Source organism: Rhizobium sp. RAF56, assembly GCF_052113965.1.
Lineage (GTDB): Bacteria > Pseudomonadota > Alphaproteobacteria > Rhizobiales > Rhizobiaceae > Rhizobium.
The window spans coordinates 85046-96433 of record NZ_JBFRDU010000022.1; the positions used below are offsets into that span (position 1 = coordinate 85046).

10 protein-coding genes and 3 pseudogenes are annotated in these 11388 nt (G+C 61.6%); 4 read left to right on the top strand and 9 right to left on the bottom strand.

Annotated elements, in window-relative coordinates:
* Positions 1-292: 292 nt before the first annotated feature.
* The gene (locus tag AB4048_RS18930; protein WP_442203529.1) at positions 293-484 is read left to right on the top strand and encodes a hypothetical protein; all 192 of its coding nucleotides are present in this window, start codon (positions 293-295) and stop codon (positions 482-484) included.
* Positions 485-488: 4 nt separating this feature from the next.
* Here the strand turns inward: AB4048_RS18930 and AB4048_RS18935 are convergent, their stop codons facing one another.
* Together AB4048_RS18935 and AB4048_RS18940 are read right to left on the bottom strand one after the other, a co-directional pair.
* On the bottom strand, positions 489-1127 hold the full coding sequence (locus tag AB4048_RS18935; protein ID WP_442203530.1) for an NrsF family protein: 639 nt from the start codon (positions 1125-1127) through the stop codon (positions 489-491).
* Entirely contained in the window at positions 1124-1672 is a 549-nt protein-coding gene (locus AB4048_RS18940; RefSeq protein WP_442203531.1) for a sigma-70 family RNA polymerase sigma factor, read from the bottom strand. Before AB4048_RS18940 ends, AB4048_RS18935 begins: the two co-directional genes overlap by 4 nt.
* A 184-nt stretch (positions 1673-1856) precedes the next feature.
* Here AB4048_RS18940 and AB4048_RS18945 point away from each other — a divergent pair, with 184 nt between their 5' ends.
* The gene (locus tag AB4048_RS18945; RefSeq protein WP_442203532.1) at positions 1857-2108 is read left to right on the top strand and encodes a pentapeptide MXKDX repeat protein; all 252 of its coding nucleotides are present in this window, start codon (positions 1857-1859) and stop codon (positions 2106-2108) included.
* A 352-nt stretch (positions 2109-2460) separates the two neighbouring features.
* On the opposite strand, the gene AB4048_RS18950 is transcribed toward AB4048_RS18945, so the two are convergent.
* On the bottom strand, positions 2461-2742 hold the full coding sequence (locus AB4048_RS18950; RefSeq protein ID WP_442203533.1) for a hypothetical protein: 282 nt from the start codon (positions 2740-2742) through the stop codon (positions 2461-2463).
* A 347-nt stretch (positions 2743-3089) separates the two neighbouring features.
* A pseudogene (locus AB4048_RS18955) lies at positions 3090-4125 on the bottom strand (IS110 family transposase).
* A gap of 73 nt (positions 4126-4198) precedes the next feature.
* On the opposite strand from AB4048_RS18955, the pseudogene AB4048_RS18960 reads away from it, so the two are divergent.
* A pseudogene (locus AB4048_RS18960) lies at positions 4199-4701 on the top strand (IS66 family transposase); the annotation flags it as partial.
* Between the two features lie 279 nt (positions 4702-4980).
* Here the strand turns inward: AB4048_RS18960 and AB4048_RS18965 are convergent.
* Positions 4981-5739, bottom strand: a complete 759-nt coding sequence (locus tag AB4048_RS18965; RefSeq protein WP_442203534.1) for a transporter substrate-binding domain-containing protein — start codon at positions 5737-5739, stop codon at positions 4981-4983.
* Between the two features lie 186 nt (positions 5740-5925).
* Between AB4048_RS18965 and AB4048_RS18970 the strand changes: the two genes are divergently transcribed.
* On the top strand, positions 5926-6600 hold the full coding sequence (locus AB4048_RS18970) for a cysteine hydrolase family protein (protein WP_442203535.1): 675 nt from the start codon (positions 5926-5928) through the stop codon (positions 6598-6600).
* Between the two features lie 7 nt (positions 6601-6607).
* On the opposite strand, the gene repC is transcribed toward AB4048_RS18970, so the two are convergent.
* The 4 genes and pseudogenes from repC to AB4048_RS18990 all read right to left on the bottom strand — a co-directional run.
* Positions 6608-7828 carry a plasmid replication protein RepC gene (gene repC / locus AB4048_RS18975; protein ID WP_442203536.1) on the bottom strand — a complete coding sequence of 407 codons (1221 nt, stop codon included), beginning with the start codon at positions 7826-7828 and terminating at the stop codon, positions 6608-6610.
* Positions 7829-8272: 444 nt separating this feature from the next.
* Positions 8273-9382 carry a plasmid partitioning protein RepB gene (repB, locus tag AB4048_RS18980; protein WP_442203537.1) on the bottom strand — a complete coding sequence of 370 codons (1110 nt, stop codon included), beginning with the start codon at positions 9380-9382 and terminating at the stop codon, positions 8273-8275.
* Between the two features lie 4 nt (positions 9383-9386).
* Positions 9387-10592 carry a plasmid partitioning protein RepA gene (gene repA, locus AB4048_RS18985; protein ID WP_442203541.1) on the bottom strand — a complete coding sequence of 402 codons (1206 nt, stop codon included), beginning with the start codon at positions 10590-10592 and terminating at the stop codon, positions 9387-9389.
* 669 nt (positions 10593-11261) lie between these two features.
* Positions 11262-11388, bottom strand: a pseudogene (locus AB4048_RS18990) (IS4 family transposase); the annotation flags it as partial.

Consider the following 11388-nt stretch of genomic DNA (forward strand, 5'->3'; position numbering starts at 1 on the left):
GGAACAGATCCTCGACACAAGGTCGAGGATGACGGCGCGTGCGGAGAGAGGCCGTCGATCAACGGGAGCGTCCAGGGCGTTCGCGCTCACCCTGTCCTGCCGCCGTCATCCCGTTCGGGCGTGATGCCTTGTCGGGCTTTGCCCGCGACATAGATCCTCATGTGACACATCCATGGGCTCGGCCGGGTATTGCCCCGTCGATCCCCACGAAAGGATCGAGATGCGACGGCATGTTTGTTCACTGGCCTGCTTGCTCATTCTCGCTTCGTGCAACGGCGGGACGTCCGAGCCTTTGCAGCCCATCCCCGGAAGCATCACTTACGGCGGACAGCCGAGAACGAAGCTCACGCTGTCGCCGATCGGCACCCGAATGCAGCATACCTTCACCGATAACTGGGGACGGGAAGTGGTCGAAACCTATATCCTTCAGCCGGATCGCAGTCTCAAACTGGTGAACCGGATCTACCAAACGCCCCCGTTCTGACGCTCTACCACCGCAGCAGCCGGGGCCCGACCCATCGGCCGAAAAGACCGCACAGGATGATCCCGAGCGAATACCAGATCAGCACGAAGGGCATGCCGCTTTCCGTGCAGAACCAGGAATAGACCCAGGCACCGCCGGCGCCCGCGGCAAGACCCGACACCAGGCCGGCAAGCTTCAGGTCGGTGGGTGCGGCTTTGCGCAGAACCCAGAGGTTGCCGACGAAAACCGGCAGCGCAAACCCAATTATCAGAAACGGGCAGCGAAGTGCGGAGTGCCCAAGGAGCATGGGCCGGTAGGCCGCCGAGGCCGCGAGCTGAACGATCGCCGCCACGATCATGACCGCCACGATCGCCGCCGCGACGAAGAAAAACCGCCCTTGCGTGCCTTCCGGACGCGCCAGGCGATACATGGCGAAATAGGCGGCGATGGCCAGCAGGAGGTTGTAGGCGCTCTTGATCCAGAATGCCGCTTGCTGCATCGCGAGCGCCATGTCGGGCCGAGGCCCCACAAGCACCAACATCAACCCCAGGGAAACCACAAGCGCCGATAGCACGCCGATCAGGAATGTTTTCGCGAGCGCGTGCCGCGGCAACGGCCGAAGGTCGCGCGCCAACCGTTCAACGAGGTCGTCCGTGGTCGTCATGCGCCACCTTTCAATTTCTCGCCGAGCGCCTTGATGGCCCGGTGGAGACTGACCTTTGCGGCCCCCTCCGACTGGCCGGTCCGACCGGCGGCAAAGGCAATCGACTGCCCCTCGATCTTCACCTGCCGGATCAGCTCCTGCTGGGCCTTCGGCAAAGCGGCAAGCAGCCGGTCGATATCCAGTCGCGCGGCAACGGCGTCCTCGCTGAAGTCGCTTTCGATATCGTCCTGCAACTCCGTCTCCAGCATCCCACGCCCGCCGCGACCGCGGCGATGGTCGATGAGCTTGTAGCGCGCGATCGAAAAGAACCAGGCCGTGAACGATCGTTCGCGATCGAACGTCATCCGGCGACTATGGAGCGCCAACAGCGTTTCCTGAACCAGATCCTCCACGTCGGCATTTGACGCGCCGCCCATTCTGCGGCTGTAGTAGCCGACCAGCAGATATCTGAGCGCACCGAGCAGGCGCCTATAGGCCACCTCATCCCCGTCGAGGGATTTGAGCATCAGTGCCTTCAAGGCCTCTTCCGAATGTGCAGTCGTCATGCTCTCAAGCATCCATTCGCTGAAAACGGCAAGCGGTTACAAGGCAGGCGAAGAATATTCGTCCCGGTTTTCGCGTATCACATAAGCGTGAAGCTGTAACGTCTCAGTGCCGGCGCCGAACGGATAGTTGTGAGCCATCGGCACTCCGCCGGCGGACATGTCAGAGCGATCCGAGGAGTATCCAATGACAAAACTCATCTCCAGCCTCGCCGTCTGCGCGCTTGTCGTCGGCGTTTCCGTCGCAGGCGCCGCACGGGCGGAAGACGTCATGAAGAAAGACACGATGAAGAGTGAGACGATGATGAAGTCGTCGGACGCGATGAAGGGCGGCGCGATGAAAGCCGGCACCAAGGCCGACTGCATGCAGAAAGCCGGAATGGAGACCGACGACACGAAGAAAACCGAAATGATGAAGGCCTGCGATACGATGCAATAGCGGCGTGCACCTAGTCTAGCCGCCCGTGTTTTCCGCCAATACTAGGCTTCGCCGATGATGCAGCCTGACCCCTCCCCCTTATAGGGAGGGGTCAGGCTGCTGACAAAGCAGTCTTTTTTGCGAGCGTTGTCCGTTCTGTCCGTCATCCCCGGCCTTGAGCCGGGATCCAGCCGCGCCGCGTCGGCGGCGAGAAACAGTTTTTGCGCGCAAGGACTTGCGCGCTCTACCCCGGATCGAGTCCGGGGGTGACGGCGGATGGCGGCGCAGTCCTGGTAAGCCGTTAGAGTTTGCGCGCAGTCTGGCTCCTCCCCTTTAAGGTCTCGGATCCCGCACGCGGAGGACGCGGTATGGATCAGCCCCGGTTGTGCTCCGAAATGCTGACGAGCCCGACCTTGGCGAACCACAGGAGCAGATAATCCGGCTTTTTGAGCATGATCAGGCAAACCGAAGCTTTTACTTCCCCGAAACGGGCAAATGCGCCGGCAATCATGAAATTCGAAGGCCCGTCCACCGCCGTCCGTACGTGGGGCGAAATCGGTGGCAGCACTTCAGCGCCAGCACATAGAAAGTGTGCATAACCGGCGCGTTGAATCCTGCTGGTCGTCGCAGGGATTCCTAAGACCGGGCAAATCATGATTCGGTCCAGGGAGGCAAAGAAACGGCTCCCCTCCGACGCCGGCCAGTTCCGTGTCGGCAATCATGCGCTGTGTTGGGTTCATCTATGGACGCCCCCGACTTTGCAAGGGATAACTTGGCAACAATGGCGATACCTGCGGCTGCAGTCATCTATTCGGCCTCTTCAATTTGCCGCAACTTGCGACAACGGCCCTGATGGTAGATCCGCAAACCAGTTCCCAATCACGCGGACGAACTCGAAGTTCGATGCACCCAGCGGGATCAACTGGTTCCCGTTAGCCCGGTTTTGCCATCACTCGCTCTTTACCCTCGCACCCGCATCGACCCGACGAGGTCGAATTCTGACTATGCGCTTTTCATCGTGGCACCCTCCCCGGGATGCCCAAAAGTTCCGCCGAACCGCAGCAGTGCCCAGATTACGCGGGCCGTTTTATTGGCGATAGCCACTGCGGCCACATTTGCTGGCCGCCGGCCAAGGAGCTTTGCTAGCCAATCCCAAGAGTGGCTACGCCACCGCATGACGCTGCGGCTTCCATGGATTAAAAGCGTTCGTAGATAACCATCGCCGCGCTTGCTTATCCCTCCAAGCCTCTCCTTGCCGCCAGTAGAATGTTGGCTTGGAACGAGTCCGAGCCAAGCTGCAAAATGGCGGCCGGATCTGAAATCCGATGGTTCTCTCATCGAGGAAACCAAAGCGGTGGCTGTGACGACACCAACGCCGGGAATGGTCATCAGTCGCTGGCATGCCTCGCTTCGTCTCACCACCGCTATAAGGTCTCGGCCTATCCGAAAGAGCTTCGTTTTAACCTCGCGGAGTTGCTCGACAAGATAGCGCAAAGCATGGCGGGCTACGGCAGGAAGCTCATCGCATTCCCCGTCTTCAATGAGCTCAGTCAAAACTCCAATGTTATGAGCCCTAGTAGGGCCAATAATGCCGAATTCTGTGAGGTGTCCGCGGATTGCATTAATCAGCTGTGTTCGTTGGTGAATCAGCATTTGTCTGACCCGGTGCAGGATCAGAACTTCCTGCTGCATCTCTTCTTTGATCGGAACGAACCGCATGGTCGGCCGAGTGACCGCTTCGCATATCGCCTCCGCATCAGCCGCATCGCCTCTTGTTAGTTTTGACGTACGGCCTGACATACTGCGCGGGCAAAAGCCGAACATCATGGCCAATGTCTCGCAGAAGACGTGCCCAGAAATGAGAGCCTGGGCATGCTTCGAGCGCAACCAGACAGGGCTGTAGGCTGCGAAAAAACGTTTCTACCTCCGCTCGTTTGAGCTTTCGGCGCATGACGAGTTTTCCGGTCGCATCGGCGGCGTGAACCTGAAAGACAGACTTTGCGATATCGAGACCAACAACACTGACGTGAGCTTGCATGATAAATCCCCTCGTTGACGACGGCCTACTATCCGCCGCCGCGACCACCGGCGGAAGGGGGCGTCCATACCATCACGCCGAGCACCTTGTGCAGAAGCTGATGCCGGCTACCGCGAAGGAGCAGCGGTTGCTCACGATGGTCCGCGATCTCATGTGGCGCTTCTACAAGGCGTTGAAAGCCTACAAGCAGGATCTTTCACCACAGGCTGTCCCTGCGTTCCGACGACGGTTCGACCGGATCTTTACCCCGCGCACTGGTTACGAGCCGCTCGACAAGCTGCTCGGGCGGCTGCGTCGACGGAAGAACGAGCTGCTGAAGGTGCTCGATCATCCCGGCATCCCTCTGCACACCAACGCATCGGAAAATGACCTGTGGGCCTTCGTCACGAAACGAAAAATCTCCGGCGGCACAATGAGCACGACGGCCGTGTTGCGCGCGACGTCATGCTTGGCCTGATGAAGACCTGCCAGAAGCTCGGGCTGTCCTTTTACCACTACCTCGGAGACCGGCTTGGCCTGCGCGCTGGAGAGCAGCCGATCCCGCCGCTTTCGACCACAATCCTCGCGCTCGCCTGAATATTGGGTAAATCCCGCAGCGCCGCCGACAAGCTTGCCCACTAAACAAGCAGCGCCACCGAATCTGCCCCACTTACCCGCCGTCCGCCCAATGACCGAGCACTGGGCCTTATGGTAAACGTTTGGTAAACGCCGTCATTTCAACCAAACGGTAGTGATAGCGCAGCTTACTTCTGCTACCTGCATAGCCCTGGCTGAGAAGCACTTAAAAAAAGCCCCGCACCTCGTCGGCGCAGGGCGATAAAAGGCGCCCGGCAGATGCCGGGCGGTTGTGCGATATCAATAAATGTCGAAGGGGAAGTACTTCGCGACGATCTGCTTGTAGGTGCCGTCGGCGACGATCTGGTCGATGGCCTTGTTGAATTTTTCGCGCAGCGCGTCGTCGCCCTTGCGGATGCCGATGCCGGCTTCGGTTTCGGTACCGGGCACGTCGGCGAGCATCTTGCAGCAATCCTTGCCGGCGTTGTTCAACCAGTCGACAACCACGAACTTGTCGGAGATCAGCGCGTCGATGCGGCCGTTCTGCAGGTCGGCGGTGGCCTCATCCTGGGTCGGATAGAGCTTCACGTCGGCGCCGCCCTTGCCGTAGACGTCGGTCGCATAGTTGCCCTGCGTCGTCGAGCCCTGGGCACCGACGGCCTTGCTCTTCATGTCGGCGGCGGACACGCCGGTAAGCTTGCTGTCCTTGGGCACGATGACGGCGAGCGGCGTCGTGTAATATTTGTTGGTGAAGTCGATCTTCTGCTTGCGCTCTTCGGTGATGCTCATCGACGCGATGATGGCATCGAACTTCTTGGCCATCAGCGCCGGGATCATGCCGTCCCAGTCCTGCGAGACGATCTTGCACTTGGCCTTCATGGCGTCGCAAAGGGCATTCGCCATGTCGACGTCGAGACCGGCGAGCGTACCGTCGGATTTGGTGAAGTTGAAGGGCGGATATGCGCCTTCCGTGGCAATGGTGATTTCAGCGTCCGCGGCAAACGCGATCGGCGCCATCGCCAGAACGGCGGCGGCTGTCATCATAAGCAGTTTTTTCATGTTCCATCCTCTGTCGGAAAAGCCTGGTGGCTTCGGGGCCAAACTATCGAAACTTTTTGCGCTGTGAAGCGATTTTTCGCGTCTTTCATCCATCCCCGCATTAAATTTCGGCAAGTCTAAATATTAGCAATCACTAACTTTAACGGTCGCCAAGACCTGCTATACCGCCGCAAAGAGGAGATTCCGATGATAAGCGCCACCCCGTTCGACTACCCCTATGACGGCAACCTGAACGCGAGCTCGACCGCGCTCGTCGTCATCGATTTGCAGGAGGATTTCCTGTCCACGACGGGGTATTTCGCCAGGCAAGGTTACGATCCGGCACCGCTCAGGCAAATCCTGCCGGTCGTGGGCAATCTCATCGAAGCCTGCCGGCGCGTCGGCATCCGTATCGTTCACACCCGCCAGGGCTACCGCGCCGATATGGCCGACATGACGCCCTACGAGAAATGGCGCCGCAAGCAATCCGGCCTCGAAGGGACGAACGTGCTGTTGCGCGACAGCCCCGGTTTCGAGATCGTCCCGGACATCGATGTCAGGTCCGAGGATATCGTCGTCGACAAGACCTGCAACGGCGCCTTCACCTACACCGATTTCGAGCACGTGCTGCGCGCCCAGGGCATCACGCATCTGATGTTTTCCGGCTGCACCACCGATGTCTGCGTGCATGCGACGCTGCGCGAAGCCTGTGACCGCAATTTTCAGTGCCTGACCATTTCGGACGCCTGTGCGAGCGGCGATCAGTATGCGCATGAAGCGGCGTTGCACATGGTCACGATCGAATACGGCGTCTGGGGCGCCCTGACCGATTCCGCGGCCGTTCTTCGCGCGCTGGCGAAGCTTCCCAACAAGGCTGGCTAACACGTCATCACCCCCTTCCCTCCCGCTCCAGCGCGGCAAGCATCGGGGCAAGCGTGAAATTGCCGGCTTCGGCCTTGCGCGTGAGGTCCCTGAGATAGCCGCCGGGCGAACGGATCGCCTCGGCGCGTTCCAGAATGGCCGCGATCGTGACGGCGGCGGCGATATCGCCCATGGCGGCGCGCGCCCGCGCCCAGGCATCCGGCGAGACGCCGAGCATGGAGCGGATGAGGTCGGCGGTTTCGATCGCCTCGCGCCAGGTCTTGATGCCGCCGCGGGCGTAGTCGCTGATCTGCGGGCAGAGTTTCAGGAACTTGGCAAGAGTCACGCCCGCCGACTTCACCTCCGGCGCGGTTTTTGCGCCATCATCAGCCGCTTCCGCCTCGTCCTTTTCTTGGCCGGTTAGTTCAAAAGACTGGTCTGTGTTTGAATTCTGAATATGGCGCTCAGAAAGGTAGTCATTGGCGCTCATTTCTTCGTTTGTGAGAGAGTTGAGGTAGGCTTCCTCGGTCTCTGCGCGAAGCCGCACCAGCCCGTCGCGGCGCGCTTCCATCTCGGCGAGCGCGGCGTTGCGCCTCACTCTGCCCGAAAGCCCCTGGAGCCGGTCTGCGAGAGCGAGCCAGTCGCCCGAGCGGCGTTCCGAAAGCCCCGCCTCGATCAGCTTGGAAATGTCGCGAAGGTGAATGGTGATTTCGGCGCGCAGCCGATCGATTGCCTTCTGCTCTGCACGGACGGCATCGGCGGTGGCGTGAATATCGGCGGCGGCAAGCGCCAACGGCGCCAGATCGAAGCCGAAGGCCTCCTCCACCTCGCCGTGATCGCCGCGGCGGCAGAAGCGCTTGCCGTTCGGGCTGTCGCGGCGCAGGAGCAGCCCCGCCTCCACCAGCTGCGCCAGATGCCGCCTCAGCGTCGCCGGGGACATGCCGCGCGTGCGTAGCGAAAGCTCTGCGTTCGAGGGAAAGACGATGATCGGCTTTCCGCCATCGAGCACACGCTCGCCATGGAAGCTCGCCAGCGCCTCGAGGACGGCGATGGCGCGGTCGGATAGACCGTAAACCATGCGCGCCTCCGTCAGCGCCCGGAAGAGCTGCCATTTGTCGGCCGCGCCCTGGTCGTTACCCCCCTGCCCTTCCCTCAGCGCCTGCTGGCGCCTGGCGACCTTGGTCTGCAGGGCAAAAATTTCCGCACGCATACGCGCGCCGCCGAACGGCGTCGTTGCCAGTCTCTCCATCCTTATTATCCCCTTCGACAGAGGCAAGCGGCCGGAAAACGCCGATATCGGAAGGCAAAGCAAATCCATGGCGCAAAGCGGCGGAGTTGGATCCGGCCTGGCGCTGGTATCATGGATGGGAAATTGATCGCATGGCGGCAGCGACGCGTTTGCGAAGGCGCGTTAAGATGCCGTTAACCCTTTGAACCCACGCATCCTCGGTCCGAACCCAGAGCGAGCTCGGAGAATATGCGCGGATGAGAATCAATCACCCTTGCCGGCATGCGAATGGCTCGCCGACTCTTGACTTTGACCTTCGGAAGTGATTCTCTCGAATTGCTACATTGAAGAGGGCTTCCTGAATGGCAACGTTTTGGAGGCCTTTTTTCTTGCTCTCGTGTTCCTTTCCTTGCTCGTTTCGCTTCTCTTGCGGGAGCCGGCAGCGCCGGGAGCCCCCGCAAACCCTTATTTCTTTGTTCCGTCGGCGAAGGCCGCGTAGCGTTCCGCCAGGAGCGCCGCCGCCTCATCGATGAAAGCTGGATCGACACCGGGCGCAAAATCGATTCGCGCCGCGCGTCCTTCGCGCTTCACCCGGGCAAACACCTTGCCTTTCGCGTCCTTCAATTCCTCGGCAGCCGCCGCCGGCTGCGGCTTGATGCTTAACCGGGCAAAGAGCATGGCGAAGCGCCGGTCGCTGTCGGCGGCGCGATAGGCGTCGCCGCCCAGCTCCTCGATTGCGATGATGCGCCGCCCCTCGCCGGCCAATAGCGCGCCGAGCGCCATCCAGCGCGGCCGGCCGGCCTTCGGCGCCGGGCCGATGCCGCGCACGATCTGCTCGGGGATGGCGTCGGCCACCTGCAGCAGGCGCGACAGCTCGGTCTTGTCGACGGCGAGCGCATCGCCCGCGACCTTGCGGTCGAAGCCGTGCGCAACCAGCGCCTTCGCAAACAGCGCCCGCTCGATGAAGGAGAGGTTCCGCCGCTCGGCGTTCTCCTTGCCCTGCGCCAACACCAGATCGTCGTCGGAGAGCGCGCGCACGATCGCCTTGACCGGGCGACCGAGACGGGCGACGGCCCTGAGGCGGCGGTGCCCGTAAGCGGTCTGATAGCGGCCTTCCCTGTCAGGATGCGGCCTGACCAGGATCGGCGATTGCTGGCCATTCTCGCGGATGCTTTCGACGAGGCCGAGGAAATCGCCGTCGTCGCGCTCCGCCTCGCTGAGGCGATCGCTGACAAAGGAGCCGTCGATCAATGACGGATCGAGCGAGACGACGCGTTCCCCGTCCGTCAGCGCCTGTCGCAGATGGCGCGCCTCTTCGGCTTCCCGCGAGATCGCGCCGAGCGTCAGGCCCATGGCGCGCACGGCGCCGGACGCCGCGCGGGGGACATCGCCCGAAGACACCGGGGCGACGGTAGCGCTGGCCGGAGCGGAGTTGACAGCTGTCAACTCGCCCTGCCCGGTTTGTGCCGGCGTCGCGGATTTGGTCTCTGGCGCGGCCGTCGGCTGGGGCGTCGGCTTCATCGGTCCGCCTGCAAACAGCGCCTTCAATTCGTTCTTGCGGTTGCCGCCGACCATGGTCTCAGCGCCTCCATGCCGCGTGGATCAAGGCCTCGATCTCGCCGTTGACGGCGTTGAGCGACTCCAGCGCCCGGTCGTAGGTGGCACGCGTGAAATTTTCGCGACCGACCTCGTAAAGCGTCTGCTTGGTCAGCCCGGCATCCGACACGGCCGTGGATTTCACCATCGCCGAGGTCAGCACCCGCTCGCCGAAGAGCGAGCGCATGAAGCCGACGATCTGCGCCTGCGGACCGTCGTTCGGCTCGAAACGGGTGACGAGATAGCGCAGGAAATCGAAGTTCAATTCACCGCCCGCCTCGCGCACGACGCCGAGCAGGTCGGCTGTCATGAACAGAAACTGGTTCATCGAGGCGACGTCGAGCATCTGCGGATGCACGGTGACGATGACAGAGGTGGAGGCGCAGAGCGCGGAAAGCGTCAGATAGCCAAGCTGCGGCGGGCAATCGAGCACCACGACGTCATAGTCGTCGGCGACGCTTTGCAGCGCTGCCTGGACACGGGCGAAGAAGAGGGGACCTGCCTCGGCGCCATTCTGGCGTGCTGCCAGCGCCTGCGGCGTCGAATGCTCGAACTCCTGCAGCTCAAGATTGCCCGGCACCAGATTGAGCCTGTCGAAATAGGTGCTGCGGATGATGTCCTTCAGCGGCCGCGCCTCGCCGTCATAGCGGATGGCGCCGTAAAGCGTGTCGTTGCCGGTAAGATCGAGCTCCGGCTGGTAGCCGAAGAGGGCCGACAGTGAAGCCTGCGGATCGAGATCGACGGCCAGCACCCGGTGGCCGGTCATCGCGAGGTACTGGGCGAGATGCACGGAGGAGGTGGTCTTGCCCGAGCCGCCTTTGAAATTGGTGACGGAAACGACCTGCAGATGCTCGCCGCGCCCGGCATCGCGCCATTTCATGTAGGACCGTGCCTTGGCGACATTGCCCTTGGCCAGCGCCTGGTCGGCCAGATGGCGTCTCAGCGCGTTGATGTCGGCGAGCGAATAGAACCGGCGGCCGCCGACGCCGGTGTCCGGCTGCGGTCCCTCGCCGGCTAAGGAAAGCTGGCGCAGATAGCCGTCGGAAACGCCAATCAGCTTTGCTGCCTCGCCAGAGGAAAAACCACGCAGGCTCTTTTGCGCCGTCGGCGGGAACAACCGCTCGCGCATGGCCTTCAGCTGGTCGGAGAGCGCGCGCGCATCGAGCGCGATCGCTTCATCCGCCGGCATCGATGTCCCGCTGCGTTCCAGAACCGCCTCCGTCTGCCACTCCGCCGCCCGTTCGGCAACAACCGCCATAAACCCCACTCCTTCGCCCTGTTATCGCCGCGGCATTTCCGATCACCGCCCCCTGGTCACGAGAGCAACCCCTAGACTAAGCTGAGGCGGCTAATGTTTCGCGATTCTCTCTCCACGTAAATACGCCAGCTTGAACCGCTAACAGAATCTGCAATCAGTAACGCTGAAACGAAAAATCTGCATGAAATTCCGTAAAAAGGTGAAGGATGCCCCGAGTCGCGTCAAGGTTTTTTTGGTTAACGGAAATTAACAAATGGGGCGAAAGGTCCCGAATCACGCCGGCATGGGGAAAAGCATCGCATGGTTTGGGGGAAGGGGAAAAAGCCGGCAATCGCCGCGAATGAGCGGGCCGCCGTCAAGTTCATCCCCGCGCCGCCGCGCGCTTCCTACGATCGCGGCGTCATCCTCGGCCGTGTGTCGAGGGTCTGCTGCGTCTCAAAAAATGAACCGTTCGCAGATGCTCGGGACGAGCCCGAGCATGATGACGAAAGAGGATTTGTCAGCAGGTGGAGTTGACAGCTGGCAACTGCCGCTTCTTCACAAACCTCGCTCCGATGCAGCGTCATCCTCGGCCTTGTGCCACTGCTGTCCGGTTTAAATTCAGGTCCATTTGAGCACCATCTGTCTGGTGTCGCCTGGCGGGTCTGGCGGAGGCTTGAGGAGGAGGTCGGTGCGGCGGCGGTGCATGAGGTTTGCGCGCACCAGGCGGGCGAAAGCGAGTGGGCTG

Coding starts and splice junctions, on each gene's coding strand:
- AB4048_RS18935 (WP_442203530.1), bottom strand. CDS start 1,127: ATGACGACCACGGACGACCTCGTTGAACGGTTGGCGCGCGACCTTCGG.
- AB4048_RS18940 (WP_442203531.1), bottom strand. CDS start 1,672: ATGACGACTGCACATTCGGAAGAGGCCTTGAAGGCACTGATGCTCAAA.
- AB4048_RS18945 (WP_442203532.1), top strand. CDS start 1,857: ATGACAAAACTCATCTCCAGCCTCGCCGTCTGCGCGCTTGTCGTCGGC.
- AB4048_RS18950 (WP_442203533.1), bottom strand. CDS start 2,742: ATGATTTGCCCGGTCTTAGGAATCCCTGCGACGACCAGCAGGATTCAA.
- AB4048_RS18965 (WP_442203534.1), bottom strand. CDS start 5,739: ATGAAAAAACTGCTTATGATGACAGCCGCCGCCGTTCTGGCGATGGCG.
- AB4048_RS18970 (WP_442203535.1), top strand. CDS start 5,926: ATGATAAGCGCCACCCCGTTCGACTACCCCTATGACGGCAACCTGAAC.
- repC (WP_442203536.1), bottom strand. CDS start 7,828: ATGGAGAGACTGGCAACGACGCCGTTCGGCGGCGCGCGTATGCGTGCG.
- repB (WP_442203537.1), bottom strand. CDS start 9,382: ATGGTCGGCGGCAACCGCAAGAACGAATTGAAGGCGCTGTTTGCAGGC.
- repA (WP_442203541.1), bottom strand. CDS start 10,592: ATGCCGGCGGATGAAGCGATCGCGCTCGATGCGCGCGCGCTCTCCGAC.